Origin of the sequence: Undibacterium sp. TC4M20W, assembly GCF_049340245.1 — a bacterium.
Taxonomy (GTDB): domain Bacteria; phylum Pseudomonadota; class Gammaproteobacteria; order Burkholderiales; family Burkholderiaceae_D; genus Undibacterium.
Genome location: NZ_JBMPPI010000023.1, coordinates 76131 through 97775, shown reverse-complemented (window position 1 = coordinate 97775; position 21645 = coordinate 76131). Strand labels below are relative to the sequence as shown.

Below are 21645 nucleotides of genomic sequence, written 5' to 3'. Positions count from 1 at the left end.
GCCTCACCGACATTGCCAGAACTACCAAACAAACCGCTTATCGCATTAAACACGGCCTTTTGGACCATTACTTATGTCAGCAACTCAGAAATCCTTCTATTTCTATGCGTTTTGCGTAAGTCCTAATAAATATTATTTGTCATGCGCAATTTAAATAACTTTGTTCGTGCATTCTTCATCCTCCTGTGCCTTATCCCAATGGTAGGTTTTGGTGCCTGCGGCGCGTTTGGAATATTTTTTGCAGTCATCAGTTTCAGCCTCATTCCACTCGCCTATGGCGTTGCAGGTTTGCTCATTTGTGCTTTGCTGTATAAATTAATTGGTAAGATCGCGTCCAAATAAATTACTCATCTACCCAGCCTGCAGCGTTCTGCGTGCTTCGTTCCAGTTCTGCATTCAATGAAACTTTACGTATTTTCAGCAAGTACCGCCCACCTTTTGCATTTCATTTTTGAATGGCTGGCAATTGCCATTGGCGTGCAGTTATACCGCCGTCAGCGCGCATATCAGCAACAGGCAGGCATACTGGCACCCGGACATTATGGTGTGATCATAGGCTGTGTACTGGGTGCTGCGATAGGCAATAAAGCGGCCTTCTGGATGGAGTTCCCACACATGTGGGCGGCAGCAACAGATAATCTGCAAATATTGATGTCAGGCCAATCCATCGTCGGTGGTTTGCTGGGTGGTTTGATCGGTGTCGAGTTTGCCAAGTACCTGCTCAAACAACCGCAATCAACCGGCGACAATTTTGTTTTACCCCTGATGGTGGCGACGGTCATAGGCCGCATAGGCTGTTTCCTGGCGGGGCTCAACGACGGCACCTATGGCAATGCCACGGGTCTGCCATGGGGCATCGATTTTGGTGATGGCATCGCGCGCCATCCCACCCAGATTTACGACATGATTTTTGTCCTGGCATGGGGTAGCTATTTATGGCGATACAGACAGGCCTGGCAAAGCCAGTCTGGCCTGATGTTCAAAATGTACCTGGCTGGTTATTTGTTCTGGCGCTTGCTTGTCGATGGCATTAAACCTGTACCTTACTATTATTTTTCTTATTTTAGTGGCATACAAATTTTGTGCATCATTGCGCTTGTGATTTACCTGCCTTTGCTTGTGCGTCAGATGCTTAGATTGAATACAGGAGAGAAATTTGGACTCGAACCTTAATAAAAATTCGCTTATTGCGATGTTGATGGTGGCGCTGAGCTTGATAGGTGGGACTGGTTGTGTGCATTATTTGATGGCGAGCTCTAGCTCTGGCTCGAGGAATAATACAAATCCAGTCAGCGTTCCTAGAGAATTAACTGTACAGGAAAAAGAAAAGATTGCAAAGAAAGCGGAACTTGCAAGAGAAGAAAGCAGGAGAAAGTACGAGCTTGAATATAATAATTTGGTGATTGCAGCAAATGCAAATGACCCTGCTGCCAAAACCAAGCTTGGTATAGAGTATTTGAAGAATATTGGGTATTTCCCAAAAGACGTAAAAAAGGGAATTGCTCTGATTAAAAGCGCCGCGGATGATGGACACCCAGATGCTGAGTATTATTATGGATGGCTATTACTTAAGGGGACACCTGTCGAAAGTGACTACCAGATTAAGCTGGAGCAAGGGGATATAGAACTTTCTTATTCTGAAGGGATAAGGCTGATAGAAAATTCGGCAAAGAAAATATGTGCAGCGTCGTTTTCGCAAAATTGGAATTATCCAGCCCAGGATTTGAAGAACATCTATCTGGACGGAAAATATGTTTTAAGAAATGAACGAATTTCTGATCTTTGGTTTGCGAGATTTATCCTGCATTGCGGCGGGAAATCTGGGTTTTCATCCAAGGGAAAATGGCGCTTGTTTGGTCATGAATATTTTTCAGATGCAAAAACTTTAGCATTCCTTTATTTGTTGGATAACTCGCGCAGCCCTTTACCCAAATATTACAGAGAACGTGCCTCAGCATTTGCTGCCACATTGAATTCGGAGCAGATCAAGGAAGCCAAGGCAATAGCACAAGAACTTCGTTTGGCCGTTCGCCAGTCAGAACAAGAATATCCCGATCCTACTAACTATAAGGGTAAAAAATAATATGTCCCGAAAAGTCCGCCCTTATCTGTTTTACGACACCACCAGTTCGGTCTGTTCCAGCTGCCTGCATCCTGTAGAAGCAAAAATCATTTTCAAGGATGATAAAGTTTATATGGACAAGTGGTGCAGCGCGCATGGTACTGAGCGCGTGCTGGTCAGTGATGATGTTGAATACTACAGGCTGTGCCGCGAAGTATTCGTCAAGCATCCTGAAATGCCGCAAATCTTTAATACCAAGATGGAATATGGCTGCCCCTATGACTGTGGTTTGTGTCCTGACCACATGCAGCATTCCTGCCTGTCCATCGTAGAGATAACCGACAACTGTAATTTGAATTGCCCGGTCTGTTATGCCGAGAGCGGTACCCATCGCGAGCAGCACAAGCCGTTAGCTGAGATTATCAGGATGCTTGATACGGTAGTTGCCAATGAAGGCGAGGCCGATGTCATGCAATTGTCAGGCGGTGAGCCAACGCTGCATCCGCAATTTTGGGAAATCCTGGACGCTGCCAAGGCTCGTCCTATCAAGCATGTCATGGTCAATACCAATGGCATCGTGCTCGCGCAGGACAAGGCCTTTGTTGAGCGCCTGGCGAGTTATGCCCCGGGTGTTGAAGTCTATCTGCAATTTGATTCTTTCCGGGCAGAAGTGCACAAGGTCTTGCGCGGTGCAGACTTGCGTCGCATACGCCAGCAGGCGCTGGAAAACCTGAATGCAGTTAATCTATCTACCACTTTGGTCGTGACCTTGAAAAAGGGTTTGAATGATGATGAGATCGGCGACATCATCAATTTTGGATTGACCCAAAAATGCGTACGCGGCGTGACCTTGCAACCGATACAGGATGCAGGACGTGTCGAGAACTATGACCCGCGCCTGCATCGATTGACAGTATCAGAAATACGCAGAAAAATTACCGAGCAATGCAGCCTGTTCAGTCTCAAGGATATCGTACCTGTACCTTGTAATCCAGATACGCTGGCGATGGCATACGCCTTGAAGACAGAAGAAAAAACTGTGCCACTGACTCGCTATCTTGACCCGCAGTCTTTAGTGGAGGGCAGTGGCAATACCATCGTCTTTGAGCGAGATGAGAATTTAAAGCAGGGTATGAAAGACCAGATTTTTAAACTCTTCTCGACCAATCATTCACCAGAGTCACAGGCCAATTGTCTGTCTGAATTGATGTGTTGTCTGCCCTTGATCTCGGCGCCGCAAAACCTCAAATATGACAATGTTTTTCGCGTGTTGATCGTGCAGTTCATGGACGCTTATTCCCTGGACGTACGCGCATTGAAAAAGTCTTGCATCCATTTCGCCCTGCCGGATGGGAAGATGATACCGTTTGAGAGTTATAACCTGTTGTACAGGGAAGCCAGCAGGCTCAAAGAGATACGCAGCAGCATTGCGAGGCAAACCATGGATAGACTGCCGGAAGGGAAGAAGCAGAAACACATCCCGCTGGTAGAAATCAACTGAGTAATGCCAGCCTGTGTAAGCAAGGCTGGCATGCGTTGGCATGTCTTATATCATGGCAAGGCAGCAGGCTTGGCCAGATAGCTGGTTGAATAAGTCTTGAACTGCCCACCATCGGTATTGATGGAAGTCTGGTTCACTTCGCCCGTGCTGAACACGGCACCCAGGCCACCAACTGCGACCATTTCCGATGCATGGGTCAAGAAATAACGCACCTTGTTGTCGCGGTATTTACCTGACGAGCCGCCTATCTGGGTCGATGGCACACCCAGCGGGGTTTGCCACCACAGGACAGGCAATTGCAAGCCCTGATAATAGGTTTTAGCCAGCGCAAAATGGTCCTTGAAATTAGGTGAAGTCAGATTCGATTCATCCCAATACCAGCCTGTGCCTGTGCGTGAGCAGTAAGACACTTGGGGTACGGTTTCAAAACAGCCGGCATCCCTGTCCAGGGTTTGCATGACGATGAAATCTGCCTTGTCGGCACCCAGCTTCAGCATATAAGACATGGCAGTTGAGTGCAGGTCTTCAAACAGGGCAGGGGGAAAGCCAACATACGCATTTGGCGCAATGGCTCTCGCCATTTGCATCAGGCACTGGCTGATACCGGCGACGCTATTCGGCTGGTTCGCGCAGTCAGGATTATTGTTGACCTGAGCTGGCACGGTGGCCGGGTCGGCGTTATTGGATATCCTTTGCGTATAACCCCAGAAGTCTGGCTCAAAATTGACCAGCACCGGTTTACCATAGGTTTTGATTTGCTGGAACATCAGACGTACATTGTCCCAATAGCCTTTCATAAACGTCGTATTGGTGAGGCCGCTGAGATTGCCGTCACCATTACTGGCCATCTGGTACAAAGTGAACATGGGGATGGCACCCAGCTTGTCGGCATTTTGCGCAACGATTTGCACATAAGCACCAGAAGGGCTGTTCCAGGTTGGCCAGGAACCAGCACCGACACCGACCAGGTACTGGTCATAGATGTCTGGTGTAATGTTTTGCTTTTGTACATCCGCCAGATCGGCACTGCCCAGACCCACCAGAAAACGCGTAGGCTTGCCGAGCTTGGCTGCCAGTGCAGCGGCTTTTTTCTCCAGCGTGACGACTGTCGTGCCTGTACCTGTAGTCGTACCCGTGCCGGTCGTAGTACCCGTACCTGTGCCAGTGGTGGTGCCCGTCGTGGTTCCAGTACCAGTCGTTGTGCCTGTAGTAGTTCCCGTGCCTGTACCCGTGGTTGTGCCAGTGGTTGTTCCTGTAGTACCAGTTGTGGTACCTGTAGTCGTGGTGCCGGTAGTTGTCGCTGCAGTCGAGCCACCGCCGCCACCGCCACAAGCGCTGGTGGCCACTAGCAGGCTTGCTGCAAGGATAGTTGGGAGTTTCATAAGACTAGAAATAAAGTGTCAGAGGTTCTGATCATGATAGACGATACCTTTACGACTTTGCCTGAAACCATTTCAAGCTTGCCGCTTAAATAACAATCCTTCACAATGTTGGCATGTCAGAACCCAAGCCCAAAAGAAAATCCTGCCCGCAATGCCTGCGCCCATCCACAGCCTGCATATGCAACTGGGTTTGCAGCATTGCCAATGCACCCGAAGTATTACTGTTGCAACATCCCCTGGAAGTCAACAATGCCAAGGGTAGCGCACGCCTGCTGGACCTGTGCCTGCAAGATTCAAGGATGGTGGAAGGCGAGCAGTTTGATCAACAATTATTGACTGACCTGCTGCAAGCTGATGGCAAACAGGCTGTATTGCTTTATCCTGCAACCACGCAAAATGACGCGCAAGACCTGCAATACGAAGCAGCAGAATTTGTTGCGCAAGACCATGTATTGACGAATACACGTCTGGTGATTATCGATGCAACCTGGCGCAAAAGCCGCAAGATGCTATACCTGAACCCGCTGCTGCAACAACTACCCCGCCTGAGCCTGCAAGACATGCCAGCCTCGCACTACCGCATACGCAAGGCCCATGCTCCAGATCAGTTATCGACACTGGAGGCGGCTTGTTATGCATTGATGCAACTGGAGCAGGATGAGGGGAAATATCATCCCTTGATTGAGGCGTTTGATGGGTTTGTCGGGCAGCAGATGGGGTTCCGGATTAACCCGGCATTAATTGATTCCGCTTGATTGTCATAAAGTGATTGAGCAGCTTATCCCGGCTATTGCCGTGCAGGGATGTGTTTCTAAGCGACGTGCGCGAAATCCAATCGGTATTATCGAAGTGTTGATGCAGTCAGTGCAATTTGTTCGCGCAGCCATTGCTGTGCCGGATGGGTATCATTGCGACTATGCCACATCAAATCATAGTTGATTTCCGGCATGGCGACAGGTGGCGGAAATGCAGCCAGCTTGCGCCAGTCGCAGGAATGCTGGGCTATGCGTTTCAGTACAGTTGAGACCATATCTGTCTTTGCGACGACTGAAGGTGCCGCAAACATTTGTGGCAAGGTGAGCCCTAATTTGCGGCGCTTGCCCAGATGTGCCAATGCTTGATCGACCATGCCATAGCGGTCACCCTCTGGCGATACCAACAAATGAGTTAGCTTGAGAAATGTTTGCATATTCATGTCATCTGTCATTTCAGGATGGTCTCGACGGACAATGGTAATAAATTCGTCACGCATGATTGTCTGTGTCAATATCCGCTTTTCAGCAACACTGGGCGGTGCCCCAATTGCAACGTCAATCGTTCCTGCATCCAGTAAATCGACCGCACTGTCGCGGCTGCCTATTCCATGCACCGCCAGGGATATCCCCTTCCCGTGATTCTCCATCGCTTTCACAATGATGGGTAATAAGACAAAGGCAGGATACTCAGACAAGCCAAGCGTGAATGTAATTGATGCATTCGCTGGTTCGAAGCGGGGTTTGGGTAGCAGCGCTTTTTCAATTTGCTTTAATGCCTGTGAAACAGGTTCTGCGAGATCTCTTGCCTTTGGTGTCAGCAGCAGGCCATGCGCGCTGCGCAGGAATAACTGATCATTGAACAGCGTGCGCAGTCGGGACAGCGCAGCACTCATTGCAGGCTGGCTGACACCGACATGCGCAGCAGCGCGTGTCACATTGCGCTCGTTGACAAGGGCATCGAAGGCGGCCAGCAGATTAAGGTCTATCCCGTGGAAATCCATATATCAATTTTTCTATTTTGGCAGACATCCGTTATTTTGCTGCGAGCTCATGGCAAAGCTCTCCTGGCACAATGTATCAGACATATATCAGACATATATCAGACATATTTTAGGAATTTTTTGTTGTTAACAAGTGTAGCAAATAAAGCGAATTTAGCACTGACAGCGTCAGGCAAACTTACTACACTTAATTATCGAATTTCTTTCCCAGTAGCCTTATTTGCGGCACAGGCGCTCGTAGTACACCTGAATTTCCATGCTTATCCAGTCCTTCAGATCCCAATCGGGATGTTGGGCTGCCAGGACGGGTGCCAGCTCTTTCTGGATGTCAGGCAGTTGCTTGCCTGCAGCACAAGACTTGGCAACCTCTTCACGAGCAAAATCCATGTGTTGCGCTGAAGCTTCCAGGTCCGCCGCGGTGCCTATCGTGCCATGTCCTGGAATGACGATGTTTGGCCTGGTCGCAGCGATCTTTCGAAAAATCTCGCGCCAGTTCAACGGATCAACATCTGTATCCTGCAAATCAGGAAACCAGGGCATGATGGGAAAGGATTTGGTTTCCAGCAGATCGCCTAATATCACGACGCCCTGTTCTGGAATCGAGATCACCTGGTCCCCAAGCGTATGCGCCGCCTGGTAGTAATTGAGTTTTACTACCCGTCCGCCAAGGTCAATCGAGGCTTCGTTTTCGTAGGTAATATCTGGTTCTACGAAATTCACATCTTTCATTGCTTCGCTGACGTCCAATTTTTCAGAAAACAATGTACGGAAAACTGGGCCCTTTTTACGCAATTCATCACGCTGGGCGCGGTTGTAGATTATCGTTGCCTGGCCCTTAAAGACTTGCGCCCCGAAACCATGTTCAGGATGGAAGTGCGTCACAGTCAGATAGATTTTTTTGTCTCCCGCCAGCCTGCGCGCTTCTTGTAAAACAAGTTGTGCGCTTGCTGCACCCAGCCCGGTATCGACTACCAGGACTGCGTCTTTGCCGGTGATGATAGTGACATTCGGCACCAGAAAAATATGCTGTCTGTCTTCAATCACATGTACACCTGGACTGACTTCAGTCATATTGGCGAGGCGGACGATTTTTTCTTTTGATATGTCATTATTTGCCGCGAGCGTAACTGTAGTGGCAAAAGTTGACGCCAATGCAGCCAGCAAGAGGAGGGTAGCGAGTTTGATTTTTTTCACGAAATTCCTCTGGTTGATTATTTGTTTTTCAGTTGCTCAGTCGCTCCATGCCAGTCTTCGACATGATATGACTTTACGATCTTGTGGTTTTCGACGGTATGAATATCAATCGACATGATGTCGAAGCTACGGTTGGACGCTTCCACACCCAGGAAGGAAAGAACAGGTGTTGCACTGGCATGTCCACGGACGACATAGCGATTACCGACTTGAAGAATTTCTTCTATCTTCCAGGTAAGATTGGGAAGAATATTGCCTGTGCCTTGCAGCTGTTTTAAAAATTGATCACGTGTCTTTGCCACACTCGTATAGTCCCCTCTGCTTTGCCAGTCAGGGGCAAGCACTTCGGCCATTCTGGCTGGCAGATCGGCACTGCTTGTTCCGCTCAGTAATTTGCTGTAGAAGGCCTCGACAATAGCGCGGTCATCGTCCGCCCTTGCTACGTGCGTGACAAATGTACTGCCGAGCATAATTATTATGGCGGTTAAGGTAGAAATTTTAGTCATGATATGTTTTCCTGATTCAGGGATTAATTATTGTCGTTTGATGTGTTTTAGCTTTCGATGCGCTTTAGCTTCCGATGCATATGATGACCTTGCCGCGAGAATGACCTGCGGCTAAGCGTTCAAGAGCTTCATGTGCATCATCCAGATTATGAGTCGAGTCCACTAGCACCCTCAGGCGTTTAGCTTCAACGTCTTTCAGCAGATCAGACAAGACGGATGCGTCATGCTTTATCGCTGTGAACACGGCCTGAATCTCGTCACGTGGTTTAATGGTGTTATCAACGATGGATACTATGCTTCCGCCAGGACGGACGGTTGCCCAGGAGCGTGCCAGCGTTTCCCCGCCACGGGTGTCCAACACCAGATGCATTCCTCCGAGATGCTCAAGCAGTTCACTGTTGTGATAGTCAATTGCCACATCTGCGCCGAGCTCGCGTATGAGATCAAGCTTGTGTTCTGACGCCGTGGCGATGACATACGCGCCTGCCTGTTTTGCAAGCTGAATGGCAAAACTGCCGACGCCGCCAGCTCCTGCGTGTATCAGCACATGTTGTCCCGGCAATAATTTGCCCACATTGAACAGGGCCTGTTTGGCCGTCGCTGCGGCTGTCGGTAAGGCGCTGGCCTGCTCATTACTGACGCCAGCCGGGATGTGGGATAAGAGATCGGCAGGCACTGCAGCATACTCTGCAAAGGCGCCGCCAGCGCTTGGACTGAGGCGGCCTGCTACGCGATCGCCATGCTTGAAGCCAGTCACGCCGTCACCGGTCGTTTCGACAACACCGGCAAAGTCAGTTCCCATTGTGTAAGGGAAGTTCACTGGAAATGCCGCCTGCTTTTGGCCGGCCAGTATCTTCAAGTCCAGAGGATTCACTGACGCTGCTTTAATGCGTACGATGACTTCATGGGATTCCGGGGCCGGGAGTGGCACATCTTCCAGCCTGACATCAGACAGCTGGCCAAAATGACGAATGTTTAGTGCTTTCATGCTTGTCTTTCGAAAAAATTGAGAGGAGATCATGTGAAAATGATAGAGGCCTCAGGAATATTCGTCCAATAGATATCAGGTATAAATGATTATTTGAAAAATGGATAATGCATGTGGCATTGATTGCCCCGGACTGAACAGGAGTGATGCGCTACATACACGCATTCCTGGATACATTTACTTTGAAAATCATCAGCTCGGAGTGACTGTAAAGCTCAAAAATTCATGGATGCCGTCATGAAGAGCAGGGTATAGCTGACTTGTACTTTCACAAGAATTGCTGGCAGGGGAGGCGGTTCTCGCCAGGCTAATGCCTGCGCGCTCCGGCGAGTCCAGTCAAATTGACTGGAGTCAAAACTGGCAATATCTATAGTGACGAATGTAAGGCATTGCCATTTTTTGGCAGATAAATTGCCGGATCAAGTATCTTTTGGGATTCAAGAAAAGCTGGCTGACTAGCAGAGCGCACCACTACATTGCGACGCTTGCCAGTCAGTTGAGCGTGAGTAGTATTGGAGTAAGGCCGTACCTTCCGCCTTTATCGGAGGACACGGTTTTTTGATTGATCAGCTTCGACTGCATTGAAATCCATGACCTGCATTAAATATTGAATGACGTCACTGTAGGTTGCGGCGGGTATAAATGTACTGATGCGCGAGCCATTTCGTGCCACTGCCATCGGCCAGGATGAAGTACTGGTTTTTGACCTCGTTATCTGGACCAGATTTTTCATAGACTTGTTCCATTCTCAGCAATTGACCTGTGACCACATTGCCACTGCCTGGAACGACAAACGGGTCGAATTGCACGCGGATGCGCTCGACATTGTCCTTGTCAAAGCTCCCGGCGGGCATAAGGCCGACTGCCACGCGGGCATCCATCGACAGATATTCCCAGCGCCCCGTCACGCGGTTGAACCCAAGATAATCCAGGCGATTCACGCCTTTGCCGACTGCATCTGCAGAGGGATGTAGTAGCTCTTGCAAATATAAGCCGACCATACGTCTTTCGGCAACTTGTCCGCGGATGATTTCTGGTGTCGCACCGGGACGCGACCAGGCCGTCTCAACGACATCCCACAGGCCGACACGGCTGGCAAGTGCGTCACCCTCGCGGCCCAACATGTTCATGCTGGCGGGCGTGATATCTGTGGCTGTTGGCGCAGGAGGCGTTTGTGCATGTACAGAAATGCTGAGGATGGTAAGAATGGTAGTGGCGGCGGCAAAAAGTCCAAGTTTTGCAAAGTTGTGCATGGTAATTCCCAATACAAATAAATGTGTCTCAGATATCACTCGGGTGCGGACATACAACTGCCCGCGCTGGAGTCGGGCATAGCTTGAATGCTGAGATGTCTCAACTATCATCAAGGCGGTGCGGTCAGGGATCAGGCTGGTGATTCGAAAGTGCCAGGACTATTCACAGTAGCTCGCCATTCGGGAGTCCGTTCTTGCCGCGCTTCAGTCAATGCCTTGCGAACACCGGCGGCGTTGTAATCCTTCAGATATCCCGGTGAGCCAGGTTGCTGGCGCCATGATTGCGCGATCGTGCCAGCATCAACTGCTGCAAAACCAATTTCTTCGACAAGCTGCATGACGCTTGCTTTAGCTTTCATATCATCGCCAGCGACTGCCAGCGCCACCTGGTCGGCGCGCTCATCAGACGTACCTTTGTTCAGCAAGTGTTCAGCCAATATGCTATTGAATACTTTGATAACCGGGCGTCCGATCTGCTGTTCAACCCAGGCGCTTTCTGTTATTCCTGCTTCGACTTCTGCAATCAGGCCATCGCGTTGCTGCGGATAATAGTTGCTGGTGTCAATCACAATCAAGTCCGCAGGCGCGTTGCGGAACAGGTCTTTGGGCAAGCTGGCGACAGCTGTCATGGGGATAGTGACGACCACGATCTCACTATCCTGCACTGCTTGTGAGACCGTCACCGGATGGGCGCCCGTTTCATTTGCAAGATCAGCTAAGGAAGATGGGCCGCGTGAGTTGGCCACCGCTACATTGTGTCCTGCCTTGGTGAATAAACGTGTCAATGTGCCACCGATATTGCCCGATCCAATAATGCCGATTTTACGCATGATTTCTTTCCTTGTTTAAGCCGCCCTGGGGCAGAGAGAATGATATTATTCCTTTCAGAATCACACATAAATAAGGGTCTTTGCATGTGTGTAACAACTGGGAGTGTGGAATGGATAGGCTTGCAAGCATGGCGGCTTTTGTCAAAACGGTGGATGCCGGGTCCTTTGCTGCAGCCGCCAGCGCATTGGACATGTCGCCTCAAATGATAGCCAAGCACGTGAGTTGGCTGGAAACTCGTCTGGGCACGCGCCTGATCAACCGGACTACCCGGCGACAGAGCCTGACCGATATTGGCAAGGCTTATTACGATCGTTGCAAGATGGTGCTGGCCGATGCAGATTGGGCTGATTCGCTCGCCGACGAGGTGAAGGGGGCGCCGAAAGGGCGCTTGCGTATCAATGCGCCGGTGTCGTTTGGCACTTACGCGCTGACGCCTGTCATTGGCCGCTATTTGCGACAGTATCCGCAGGTAGAAATTGATCTGGTGCTGAGTGACCGCTATGTTGATCTGGTGGAAGAAGAATTTGAAGCAGTGTTTCGTATAGGCCGTTTGAGCGATTCCAGCTTCATTGCACGCGAGCTTGCACCGTTTCGCCTGGTCGCCTGCGCATCACCAGACTATCTCAAAGAAAGGGGAGTACCCGCCACGCCCCTTGATCTGGAAAAACACGAGTGCCTGGCTTATGCATCCAGCACAGGCTCCACTGCCAGCGAATGGCGCTTTATGCGCGGAGAAGAAAAATACCAGGCACAGGTCAGGCACCGCTTGCAACTCAATGATGCCAAGGCATTGCTGGTCGCGGCCTTGAATGGCATAGGCGTGGCCTACATCGCAGAGGACCTTGCACGTGAAGATTTGCGCACCGGCCGTCTCGTTAAAATTTTGCCTGACTATGAAACACCATCGCGGCCCGTGCATCTTATCTACCATCCTGACCGCAGGCAAACTCCCAAGTTGAAGAGTTTTATTGACACAGTAGTTAGCGAGCTTGGTATGTAGAGGTGGTTGAGTAATTAAAATAGAAACGGTGCGCATGGCGCACCCTACCGAACGTAGCCCTGGCCTTATTTTTCTATGGTTTTAATTATCAAGTCCTCTATTGAAAGCCTTATTCCATCGTCGTTTAATTGCTTTTCTTTGGCTTGCTATACCAAAGCGCATTCACAATAATCCAGCGGTCTTCAAATTTACCCATGTGGAAGTAATCGACAAACCACGGAGTTTCCAGGCGTACTGAGGCGGCTTTGTCTGTCACATCAAGGACGGTGCAGCTACGGCTCCATTCTGCCTTCGGGGTTTTAAGCGCGCCTGCTTTGGTCAGGTTGACCAGTTCTTCTTTGGACATGCGCCGCAGGCCCAGGCGCTCATCCGGCGTGTCTCCTATCACTGCGCGTTTGGCCAGATCGGGATGCAATGACCTGGCTACCCGTTTGGGATCTGCTTCAAGTTGGCCGTCAATATAGTCGTAGCAGGTGGCCTCGATGGCGGCAATGGTCGCAGCATCTGCGGTGGTTTGATTGCTGCCAGGGCCAGCATAAAAGGTAGCGGCGATGAAAAGGGTCACAATGGACATGGCGTTGGGTTCCTGATTGAGTGCGGCTTTTAAAAGATCAAAGACGGGGTGACATAAAGAATGACATAAAGAATGACATATTTGCAGATACCTTGGCAGGTATCTGCTTGCCTGACGTTTGATTGAGCAAAACCATCAATCTACCTTGACCCGGCATATTCATGTTGGTTCCTGATATTTGTTCGCGATTCGTTCACGTTGCTATATTCAGGCAAAATTCGCAGCTACAAAAAAGCCCCGCAAAGCGGGGCCAGTAGTAATAATACGCATCTATGCAGGATCAGATCAGCACATTGATAATCGCGTTGCCGATACCGATCAAAGCAGCACCAGAGATCAAGCCGGCGCAAATAGGTTCGCAACCTTCTACCCAGAAATCATAGCCTTTGCTGCCAGGTGTGCTGTTGCGCTTACCCATCCACCAGAATATTGCTGCGCCTATCCACATTGCCAGGCAGGATTCTGGCGGCAGGATGACGCCCAGACCGATGGAGACGGCGGACAACGGGAAGCGGCCCTTGGTGAAGATGCGTGCGCCTTCAATCAGGCTGGCGGCGACTGCTGCCACGATAATGGCGGTAATGGCGGAAGATGGCAGGCTGCTGAAGCCTTTGGCAATCAGTTCTGCCACGCCTTTCCATTGCATGGCACCGGGAAAGGCAAACTTGTCTGACACGATGGTGGCAGTGGAGCGTACACCATTGGCATCAGGCGGCAAAAACAGCAGGAAATACAGTGGTACGCAAGCCAGCGCGCCAGAGAAAATGCCGATGATATGGCCTATCGCCTGCTGCCTTGGTTTTGCGCCCAGCATGTAGCCAGGTTTGATGTCTGACAGCAGGTTGGATGCATTCGATGCCACTTCGGCAGTCATGCCGGCAGGGATCAGATTGTTGGCCGGATTGGCGCTGTCAATCGCACCCATGCTGAACTGGGTGATTTTTGACAGGGTGCTGGTCGGTGTCCAGGATGTCAGCGCCATGGCATTGGCGCAGATGATGGTCAGGATAAATACCAGCGGCAGGGTGATGATGGACATGATCCATGGCACGCCAAAGAAGGCATGTGTGGTCCATGCAGCCAATATGCTGAAGATAGGGATGCCGATGTAGGAAATGATCAGCGGCACTTCGATATGATCGAGGATATTGCTGCCCTTGTCGGCAACTTTAGTCTTGTCTGCCTTCTTGAAGATGCTGGTGAACAGTTCTGGCTTGGCCGCCAGGCTGATGAAGGACGCCACCACCATCATGGATACTGCCCACCACAGACCCCACTGATTGACGATTTCAGTGCGCGAAATAGGCACGACCTTGCCGCTAGGGGCGATGCGTTCGATGATGTCACCGCGTTGTATCATCCACGGCGCCAGGAAAACGAAGTTGATGATGGCACCCACCAAAACACTGCTGGCAACGCGTATGCCCATCAGGCCGCCGACACCCAGCATGGCAGCATCGAGGGTGAAACGCAGGCCCAGTGCACGGAAATCTGTGCCGAGGATCTTCGGGATCAGCAGATCGTATTTGACGGCAGCGGTGTAATAGTAATGATCGACACGTTCCTGGAAATGCCAGGCTTCTGTCATGCTGGTCCATTTATCCATACGCAGGATTTTGAACTGGATCAGTTTCATCCAGCCATCGCTGGTGATCATCTGATAGATGGCTGTCCACATGGCGGTAAACGCCATCAGGCGCGCCTTGTACATGCCGCTGGCGGCTTCGCCGGTATATACCGCATCCAGCACCACGCCGCAGGCACGGCCTTCTGGGAAGGGCAGTTGGTCTTCATTGATGAAGCGGCGCTTCATCGGGAAGGCAACCAGCACACCCAATATGGAGCAAACGCTCATCCACACTACCAGGTGCCACCAGGTGACCACGGTGCCGCTGATCAGCATATACGCTGACAGCACGGTGTTGAGTGGCATGGTCATGTAGCCAGCCGCGGTGGCGATGGATTGGGTGCAGTTGTTTTCAAGGATGGTGAAATCCTTGGCGATACCCAGGTTGGCAAGTATCTTGAAAATCGCAAATGCCAGGATGACGGATGTCAGGCCCACGCCTATCGTGATACCAGTTTTGGCACCGATATATAAAGCGGTTGCAGACAATATGCCGCCAAGCAAAAAACCGGTAAATGCCGAACGTATGGTCAACTGCGCCATATCGCCACGGTAAATATTGGTGAACCACCACTCGTCCTTTTGGGCACGGGTCCAGGTTCGTATTTGCTCATCGCTTAATTGTTGCAGCGCCATATTTTCTCCAAAGCGGTTGTCTTGCTTGATGATGATGCCCGGCTTGTTGATGCATACGCAAGATCATTGCAAATATGAAACACAGAGCCGGAAATATGAAAATTTTCTTTCAGGTGCGGCAGTATCCAAGCGGCAGATGTTTTCTGTCAAGCAGACCGTGCAAAAATTCGTTGTCTTGTGTTATTTGCGATGATTCATAACAAAACGGGCATAAAAAGTGGAGATTCACACATGAATTGCGCATTTGTTCCACACAGGATTGTAAATTGTATAAACAATAAAAAAACCCCGCAACTTGCGTTGCGGGGTTTTGAGCAATGCGGCTCTCGGTGAGATTATTGAGAGCAGCTAGCAGCTATTACATCATGCCGCCCATACCACCCATACCGCCCATGCCACCCATATCACCACCACCCATGCCGCCTGCTTTGTCTTCAGACAATTCAGCAACCAGAGCGTCAGTAGTCAGGATCAGGCCAGCAACAGACGCTGCATTTTGCAATGCAGAGCGAGTTACTTTAGCTGGATCCAGGATACCCATTTCTATCATGTCGCCGTATGTGTCATTGGCAGCATTGAAACCGTAGTTGCCTTTGCCATTGATGATGGCGTTCACAACAACGCTAGGTTCGCCACCGGCGTTAGCAACGATTTCACGCAGAGGTGCTTCGATTGCTTTCAGAACCAGTTTGATACCTGCTTCTTGATCTGGATTGTCGCCTTTGATGTCGCCAGCAGCTTGACGTGCGCGCAGCAGGGCAACGCCACCGCCAGGAACAACGCCTTCTTCTACGGCAGCGCGAGTTGCATGCAGAGCATCTTCAACGCGTGCTTTTTTCTCTTTCATTTCAACTTCAGTTGCAGCACCAACCTTGATCACAGCAACGCCGCCTGCCAGTTTGGCAACGCGTTCTTGCAGTTTTTCACGGTCGTAGTCAGAAGTTGCTTCTTCGATTTGCGCGCGGATTTGTTTAACGCGTGCTTCGATACCGACAGCCTGGCCAGCGCCATCGATTACTGTCGTGTTTTCTTTACCGATTTCGATGCGTTTGGCTTGACCCAGATCAGCCAGAGTTGCTTTTTCCAGTGTCAGGCCAACTTCTTCAGCAATCACTTGACCACCGGTCAGGATAGCGATGTCTTCCAGCATGGCTTTGCGACGGTCACCGAAGCCTGGAGCTTTAACAGCTGCAGTTTTCAGGATGCCACGGATGTTGTTCACAACCAGAGTTGCCAGCGCTTCGCCATCAACATCTTCAGCGATGATCAACAGTGGGCGGCCGGATTTTGCAACTTGTTCCAATACTGGCAGCAGATCACGGATGTTCGAGATTTTTTTGTCGAACAACAGGATGAACGGGTTTTCCAGGATAACGGATTGTTTTTCTGGATTGTTGATGAAGTATGGTGACAGGTAGCCACGGTCAAACTGCATACCTTCAACGATGTCGAGTTCGTTATCCAGGGATTTGCCGTCTTCAACAGTGATCACGCCTTCTTTGCCGACTTTGTCCATTGCTTTTGCAATGATATCGCCGATGTTGGCATCGGAGTTAGCAGAGATGGAACCAACTTGAGCGATTTCTTTGTTGGTTGTTGTAGGCTTGGACAGAGTTTTGATTTCAGCAACGATGGCTGTCACCGCTTTGTCGATACCGCGTTTCAAGTCAGTTGGGTTGAAGCCAGCTGCTACATATTTGAAACCTTCGCGAACGATGGCCTGTGCCAGAACTGTCGCTGTGGTTGTACCGTCACCAGCGTTGTCAGAAGTGCGGGAAGCCACTTCTTTCACCAGTTGTGCACCCATGTTTTCCAGCTTGTCTTTCAGTTCGATTTCTTTAGCTACAGAAACACCGTCTTTGGTGACTGTAGGCGCGCCAAAAGAGCGTTCCAGAACGACGTTACGGCCTTTAGGGCCCAGAGTTACTTTAACTGCGTTCGCCAGGATGTTGACGCCATTGACGATCTTCGCACGTGCGTCATCGCCAAAAATTACTTGTTTAGCTGCCATATTAATTCTCCGAATTCTTTAATTGATATCGTGGATGTCGATTACTTCTGTACGACCGCGAAGATATCTTCTTCACGCATCACCAGAACTTCGTTGCCGTCAACTTTGACAGCCTGACCAGAATATTTACCGAACAAAACGCGGTCGCCAACTTTAACGTCCAGGGCGCGAACTGTACCGTTGTCCAGCAATTTGCCAGGACCAACTGCCAGTACTTCACCTTGATCTGGCTTTTCAGCAGCAGCGTCAGGCAGAACGATACCGGATGCAGTCTTTGTTTCTTGATCCAGGCGTTTCACGATCAGGCGATCGTGCAGGGGACGAAGGTTCATACAAGCTCCTTTAAATTTTGCGAGTAATTACTATTGGAATTCAATTAGCTGGAGAGGGACTCGTTAGCACTCTCTCTCAACGAGTGCTAAGTATATGGGCGGGGGGATGGCTTTTCAAGGGCTAAAGTTTGGCCTGAAAAAATAATAATGTTGCAGTTTGATAAATTGAACTAAAAAACATATTTAAAATCAAACAATTAGCGGGATGTCTTCACTCTGTTTAGAAGAATTTCAGTTGTTTAGAAGAATCTCAGTTGTTTAGTCGGCACTTTGTGGAATGTCGAGTAAGTTGTCTGTTATCTAAAGAATGGATTATGTCGTTCTGTTAAGTAATTTCATTTTTAATAATGTATTGCTCCATCTTTGCATTATTGTTTAATTAACCTGATTCGGGTTTTGCCTGATGATTAGATTGAGCGCAGGCTCGATTTTGAGAAGTATTTCAATGAATTTTTTAAAAAAATTATTTGGTCAAAAGACTTTGACGCAGGATGTGCTGGTATTGGAAAATTATTATCAGGACAACCATTTTCCCAAAGTCGCTTCACTTGCCGATATTTATTATTGCTTTCGCCTGATTCTGGGGAGAAATCCAAATCCCGAAGAATGCCGGGGACATTCCGGCATGAGTGGCGTGGATCTAGATAAAGTTGTCAAGTCATATGTTCAGTCCGTGGAGTTTCAGAACAGGAATTTATTGGTTTCACAGGCCCAAAATATTGCTGAACGACAGATCGAAGGATTCAGGATTTATGTGGACCTGGACGATCATGCCGTTGGTGTACATATGGCAAACGCTTCGTACGAGCCGCATGTAACAAGCATTTTTAAGCAATACGTCAAGCCTGGAATGCGGGTTCTTGATATAGGCGCAAATATTGGATACTTTTCTTTATTGGCGGCAAGTCTTGTTGGTGATTCTGGCAAAGTGTTTGCAGTCGAGCCCAATGCCGAGAATTGCAAATTACTGGAGGCAAGCAAGAAATTGAATTCATACGCGCAAATTTCTGTGTTGCAATTTGCTGCAGGCAGATCTTGTGGCTTGTTATCGTTGAATACTTCATACAGCAACGGCACTACTTCGACCTTGAGTGATGACATGACATTGTTGCGGGCTAGCCGGACTGTCGCCGCCATGAAGCTGGACGACTACAGAGGTCTTGATGGTGGTGTCGATTTCATCAAGATTGATATTGAAGGCGCCGAATACAATGCTTTATTCGGTGCGCGTAATCTGCTGGAGCGTTGCAAACCTTTGATCATCAGTGAGTTTTCACCTACTGCAATGCCGGCTATCAGTGGTGTCGATGGGCGCGAATATCTGAAGTTCCTTGATACTCTGGCTTATGACATCAGCGTGATTGCTTTGGATGGTTCACTCCAGCATTGCGGTGCTGATCACGACAAAGTCATGGATGCATTCGTCAGCTCAGGTGTGGATCACATCGATATTTTTGCAACCCCAAGATAGTTTGCAAGCAGGCATCCCATCCCTGCCATTCTCAACATTTCAATGACAGGCATCCCCGGCATTACACTATCGTTAATGCCAGCGGTGCGGTCAGGGCTGTATAAGCATCATTATATAAATACCAAAGCATGTAGTTGCCGGTGGTCAGGTTAGCTGTATTGAGCGTGAGATTGCCCTGCATGCTGCTGGCATATTGCCAGGCCAATGAATTGGCCGTGCCTGGTACCACACCGGCGGCGTATACACCTATCCAGTTTTTTGTGCTGAGCTGTGCCTGTGGTACCTCGTAGGTGACCGTGATGTTGCTGCCTCTTGCTATCTGTGGTGTGCTGCTGCTGAGGCGGGCTGTGCTGCGTTTCCCGCCTATGCGGGGGTCGCAACGGCTGTTAAAATTATTATTTGCCGTTGCTTCGATATGGCCAGCCAGCCTGTGCAGGAATTGAGCGTCGTTGCTGCTACTCACACTGAAGTCATACCAGCCAAAACTGTTGCTCAGGCTATAGTCGAGCCGCAAACTTTGTCCGGCTACCAGGGTGTGCATGCTTGACAAGCTGCCATAGGCATTGTCGCTGATGATCAGCGTGCAAGTCTGGCTACTGTCTGTATTGGACAGGGTCAGCACGAGCTTGCCGTTGACAGTGTCATGCATAGTCTGCACTTCAGGCCTGTTTGTGGCGGTGCTGCTGCCCCGGCATTCGCGCATGAAGCCATTGGGCCCATAGACTGCGAGGTGATAACTGTCACCGCTCCAGTTCCAGACTTCTTTCTGTATCTGCTTGCCAGCTTCGACTGTGTAATACCATGGACCATCTGTGCGGGCTCTGGAGTACACGATGAAGGCGGCGCCCGTAGTACCAGTGTTGGTGAAGCTGACTTCAAGCTGTTTGCTGGCATTCTGGCGGGTTTGTACTGCCAGCTCATACGACAGGCGACAGGCTGGGCGTGGGCCCTGCAGCGCCTGATAAGACTCTTGCTGCGGCTGGATCTGGTTGACTGGAGGTACCGGATAAGGCTTGCCATTAACCGGCACATAGGCGGCAGTTTTAGGGACGGTGGCAGGCCAGTTCTGGTCAGGCGACTTGAAGTCAAATGCCGACGTCAGGTCACCGCAGACAGTGCGCCGCCATGGCGATATCTGGTTACAACTGACTGCAGCCCGGTTTTTACCCAGACCATTGACCAGCCACTCTTCAAGAAAGCGTAACTTTGAGGTGTGATCAAATAACTGAGAGCAGACTTTGCCGCCTTTGCTCCATGGCGAAATCACCAGCATGGGTACGCGCGGCCCCAGGCCTACTGGTTCATTGCCGGACTTTTCATAATAGCCGTTATCTGCCAGGGTTGATCGTCCCATGGCAGTCGTTACCGGAGGAATATCTGGCGGGACATGGTCAAAGAAACCATCGTTTTCATCATACATCAGCAAGAAAACAGTTTTGGCCCAGACTTCGGGTTCTGCCACCAGGGCAGCCAATAGTCTTGCCGTCAGATTTTCACCGGCATTTGGAGAGTTGGGTGCATGCTCGGTATAGTCATTGGGCGCACATATCCATGACACCTGGGGCAAGCGGCGGTTGCGTACATCATCGGCAAAGGCGCTGACCAGACCATCGCCTTTGCTACCACCCACGCTGGCACCTGGCGCCAATATACGGGCTTTTTGATACAGGGGCGAATTGCTGTTCAAGCGGCTGCCGTCAGCATTGACACGAAAATTTTTGAAATAGGCAAGGTAGTTGTCGCCGTAGTTATCCCATTCCTGATAGACCTTCCAGCTGACCTGATTCGCTTCCAGCACTTCTGCATAGGTCTGCCATGTGGGGGCGATGGCTGTCGTTGCGCTGGAGATGTCGTCATTGGCAGGTTCTGCATTGTAATAACCCCTGGCATCAATGTTGTACAGATTGCCCATGCTGCCCAGCCAGCCCTGGTTGGTACCGCTGAGCGAATACAAGCGGTTGGGGTCAGTGGCACCAAACACCGAGCAATGATAGGCATCACAAATCGTGAATGCATCGGCCAGCGCATAATAAAACGGCAGGTCACCACGGTCGAAATAGCCCATGGTTTGCACCGTCTTTTGCCTGACCCAGGCATCCCAGGCCTGCCAGGTTTGCTGCGAACCTTTCCACGAATGATTGGTGCCAACCGACAGTGCGCTGGTGTTCCTGACATCGAAATGAAAAGGCAGCACACTGCCGCCCGCCGGGTTGGGCTGTTGCCATACTGGTGCGCCGTTCGGCAGGCTGATGGCGCGTGGATCATCAAAGCCGCGTACCCCGGCCAGGGTTCCAAAGTAATGATCGAAAGAGCGGTTTTCCTGCATGAAGATGATGACATGGCCAACATCGGCCAGCGTGCCAGTGAGATTGTTCGCCGGTACGGCGAGTGCTTCCTGTATCAGACCGGGTAACAGGCCGGAACCTGCTGTCGCAGCAGAAAATTGCAAAAACCGTCTCCGGCTGTCAGAAATCATGGCGTCTCCTTTTTTTTGTGAAATGAAGCGGGGCTCAGCATTACA

The 21645-nt window shown here is 50.1% G+C and carries 19 protein-coding genes and 1 pseudogene; 8 read left to right on the top strand and 12 right to left on the bottom strand.

Going from position 1 to position 21645, the window contains the following annotated elements; all coding sequences use genetic code 11:
- The 5 genes and pseudogenes from ACO0LL_RS22655 to ACO0LL_RS22635 all read left to right on the top strand — a co-directional run.
- Nucleotides 1-119, top strand: a pseudogene (locus tag ACO0LL_RS22655) (IS701 family transposase); the annotation flags it as partial.
- 22 nt (nucleotides 120-141) lie between these two features.
- A complete protein-coding gene (locus tag ACO0LL_RS22650; protein WP_162042198.1) occupies nucleotides 142-342 on the top strand; it encodes a hypothetical protein in 201 nt (66 codons plus the stop codon).
- A 57-nt stretch (nucleotides 343-399) separates the two neighbouring features.
- The gene (locus ACO0LL_RS22645) at nucleotides 400-1173 is read left to right on the top strand and encodes a prolipoprotein diacylglyceryl transferase family protein (protein WP_422953080.1); all 774 of its coding nucleotides are present in this window, start codon (nucleotides 400-402) and stop codon (nucleotides 1171-1173) included.
- A complete protein-coding gene (locus ACO0LL_RS22640) occupies nucleotides 1157-2083 on the top strand; it encodes a tetratricopeptide repeat protein (protein WP_422953079.1) in 927 nt (308 codons plus the stop codon). The genes ACO0LL_RS22645 and ACO0LL_RS22640 overlap by 17 nt, the downstream gene beginning before the upstream one ends.
- Nucleotide 2084: 1 nt before the next feature.
- Nucleotides 2085-3563: a radical SAM protein gene (locus tag ACO0LL_RS22635; protein WP_422953078.1), complete on the top strand. Its 1479-nt coding sequence runs from the start codon at nucleotides 2085-2087 to the stop codon at nucleotides 3561-3563.
- A 50-nt stretch (nucleotides 3564-3613) separates the two neighbouring features.
- Here ACO0LL_RS22635 and ACO0LL_RS22630 read toward each other — a convergent pair whose 3' ends face one another.
- A complete protein-coding gene (locus tag ACO0LL_RS22630) occupies nucleotides 3614-4945 on the bottom strand; it encodes a hypothetical protein (RefSeq protein ID WP_422953077.1) in 1332 nt (443 codons plus the stop codon).
- Nucleotides 4946-5058: 113 nt separating this feature from the next.
- Here ACO0LL_RS22630 and ACO0LL_RS22625 point away from each other — a divergent pair, with 113 nt between their 5' ends.
- Entirely contained in the window at nucleotides 5059-5700 is a 642-nt protein-coding gene (locus tag ACO0LL_RS22625; RefSeq protein WP_422953076.1) for a tRNA-uridine aminocarboxypropyltransferase, read from the top strand.
- Between the two features lie 86 nt (nucleotides 5701-5786).
- Here the strand turns inward: ACO0LL_RS22625 and ACO0LL_RS22620 are convergent, their stop codons facing one another.
- From ACO0LL_RS22620 to ACO0LL_RS22595, 6 genes are all read right to left on the bottom strand, one after another.
- Nucleotides 5787-6701: a LysR family transcriptional regulator gene (locus ACO0LL_RS22620; RefSeq protein ID WP_422953075.1), complete on the bottom strand. Its 915-nt coding sequence runs from the start codon at nucleotides 6699-6701 to the stop codon at nucleotides 5787-5789.
- A 216-nt stretch (nucleotides 6702-6917) separates the two neighbouring features.
- Nucleotides 6918-7895: an MBL fold metallo-hydrolase gene (locus ACO0LL_RS22615; RefSeq protein WP_422953074.1), complete on the bottom strand. Its 978-nt coding sequence runs from the start codon at nucleotides 7893-7895 to the stop codon at nucleotides 6918-6920.
- 17 nt (nucleotides 7896-7912) lie between these two features.
- Complete coding sequence (locus ACO0LL_RS22610; RefSeq protein WP_422953073.1) at nucleotides 7913-8401, bottom strand: ester cyclase; 489 nt, start codon at nucleotides 8399-8401, stop codon at nucleotides 7913-7915.
- Between the two features lie 64 nt (nucleotides 8402-8465).
- On the bottom strand, nucleotides 8466-9389 hold the full coding sequence (locus ACO0LL_RS22605) for an NADP-dependent oxidoreductase (protein ID WP_422953072.1): 924 nt from the start codon (nucleotides 9387-9389) through the stop codon (nucleotides 8466-8468).
- Between the two features lie 617 nt (nucleotides 9390-10006).
- On the bottom strand, nucleotides 10007-10642 hold the full coding sequence (locus tag ACO0LL_RS22600) for a hypothetical protein (protein WP_422953071.1): 636 nt from the start codon (nucleotides 10640-10642) through the stop codon (nucleotides 10007-10009).
- A 131-nt stretch (nucleotides 10643-10773) separates the two neighbouring features.
- Nucleotides 10774-11472, bottom strand: coding sequence for an NADPH-dependent F420 reductase (locus ACO0LL_RS22595; protein ID WP_422953070.1), 699 nt, complete (start codon nucleotides 11470-11472; stop codon nucleotides 10774-10776).
- Between the two features lie 110 nt (nucleotides 11473-11582).
- Here ACO0LL_RS22595 and ACO0LL_RS22590 point away from each other — a divergent pair, with 110 nt between their 5' ends.
- A complete protein-coding gene (locus tag ACO0LL_RS22590; protein ID WP_422953069.1) occupies nucleotides 11583-12473 on the top strand; it encodes a LysR substrate-binding domain-containing protein in 891 nt (296 codons plus the stop codon).
- A gap of 124 nt (nucleotides 12474-12597) precedes the next feature.
- Here the strand turns inward: ACO0LL_RS22590 and ACO0LL_RS22585 are convergent, their stop codons facing one another.
- The 4 genes from ACO0LL_RS22585 to groES form a co-directional block, all read right to left on the bottom strand.
- Entirely contained in the window at nucleotides 12598-13047 is a 450-nt protein-coding gene (locus tag ACO0LL_RS22585; RefSeq protein ID WP_422953068.1) for a nuclear transport factor 2 family protein, read from the bottom strand.
- A 280-nt stretch (nucleotides 13048-13327) separates the two neighbouring features.
- On the bottom strand, nucleotides 13328-15310 hold the full coding sequence (locus tag ACO0LL_RS22580) for an OPT family oligopeptide transporter (RefSeq protein WP_422953067.1): 1983 nt from the start codon (nucleotides 15308-15310) through the stop codon (nucleotides 13328-13330).
- A gap of 358 nt (nucleotides 15311-15668) precedes the next feature.
- Entirely contained in the window at nucleotides 15669-17321 is a 1653-nt protein-coding gene (gene groL, locus ACO0LL_RS22575; RefSeq protein WP_186947447.1) for a chaperonin GroEL, read from the bottom strand.
- Nucleotides 17322-17362: 41 nt separating this feature from the next.
- The gene (gene groES / locus ACO0LL_RS22570) at nucleotides 17363-17653 is read right to left on the bottom strand and encodes a co-chaperone GroES (protein ID WP_110257032.1); all 291 of its coding nucleotides are present in this window, start codon (nucleotides 17651-17653) and stop codon (nucleotides 17363-17365) included.
- A gap of 445 nt (nucleotides 17654-18098) precedes the next feature.
- Here groES and ACO0LL_RS22565 point away from each other — a divergent pair, with 445 nt between their 5' ends.
- A complete protein-coding gene (locus ACO0LL_RS22565) occupies nucleotides 18099-19124 on the top strand; it encodes an FkbM family methyltransferase (protein WP_422953066.1) in 1026 nt (341 codons plus the stop codon).
- A gap of 61 nt (nucleotides 19125-19185) precedes the next feature.
- On the opposite strand, the gene ACO0LL_RS22560 is transcribed toward ACO0LL_RS22565, so the two are convergent.
- Entirely contained in the window at nucleotides 19186-21600 is a 2415-nt protein-coding gene (locus tag ACO0LL_RS22560) for a phosphocholine-specific phospholipase C (RefSeq protein WP_422953065.1), read from the bottom strand.
- Nucleotides 21601-21645: the final 45 nt, after the last annotated feature.

Coding starts and splice junctions, on each gene's coding strand:
- ACO0LL_RS22610 (WP_422953073.1), bottom strand. CDS start 8,401: ATGACTAAAATTTCTACCTTAACCGCCATAATAATTATGCTCGGCAGT.
- ACO0LL_RS22625 (WP_422953076.1), top strand. CDS start 5,059: ATGTCAGAACCCAAGCCCAAAAGAAAATCCTGCCCGCAATGCCTGCGC.
- ACO0LL_RS22630 (WP_422953077.1), bottom strand. CDS start 4,945: ATGAAACTCCCAACTATCCTTGCAGCAAGCCTGCTAGTGGCCACCAGC.
- groL (WP_186947447.1), bottom strand. CDS start 17,321: ATGGCAGCTAAACAAGTAATTTTTGGCGATGACGCACGTGCGAAGATC.
- ACO0LL_RS22650 (WP_162042198.1), top strand. CDS start 142: ATGCGCAATTTAAATAACTTTGTTCGTGCATTCTTCATCCTCCTGTGC.
- ACO0LL_RS22635 (WP_422953078.1), top strand. CDS start 2,085: ATGTCCCGAAAAGTCCGCCCTTATCTGTTTTACGACACCACCAGTTCG.
- ACO0LL_RS22620 (WP_422953075.1), bottom strand. CDS start 6,701: ATGGATTTCCACGGGATAGACCTTAATCTGCTGGCCGCCTTCGATGCC.
- ACO0LL_RS22600 (WP_422953071.1), bottom strand. CDS start 10,642: ATGCACAACTTTGCAAAACTTGGACTTTTTGCCGCCGCCACTACCATT.
- ACO0LL_RS22590 (WP_422953069.1), top strand. CDS start 11,583: ATGGATAGGCTTGCAAGCATGGCGGCTTTTGTCAAAACGGTGGATGCC.
- ACO0LL_RS22595 (WP_422953070.1), bottom strand. CDS start 11,472: ATGCGTAAAATCGGCATTATTGGATCGGGCAATATCGGTGGCACATTG.
- ACO0LL_RS22560 (WP_422953065.1), bottom strand. CDS start 21,600: ATGATTTCTGACAGCCGGAGACGGTTTTTGCAATTTTCTGCTGCGACA.
- ACO0LL_RS22580 (WP_422953067.1), bottom strand. CDS start 15,310: ATGGCGCTGCAACAATTAAGCGATGAGCAAATACGAACCTGGACCCGT.
- ACO0LL_RS22645 (WP_422953080.1), top strand. CDS start 400: ATGAAACTTTACGTATTTTCAGCAAGTACCGCCCACCTTTTGCATTTC.
- groES (WP_110257032.1), bottom strand. CDS start 17,653: ATGAACCTTCGTCCCCTGCACGATCGCCTGATCGTGAAACGCCTGGAT.
- ACO0LL_RS22565 (WP_422953066.1), top strand. CDS start 18,099: ATGAATTTTTTAAAAAAATTATTTGGTCAAAAGACTTTGACGCAGGAT.
- ACO0LL_RS22605 (WP_422953072.1), bottom strand. CDS start 9,389: ATGAAAGCACTAAACATTCGTCATTTTGGCCAGCTGTCTGATGTCAGG.
- ACO0LL_RS22585 (WP_422953068.1), bottom strand. CDS start 13,047: ATGTCCATTGTGACCCTTTTCATCGCCGCTACCTTTTATGCTGGCCCT.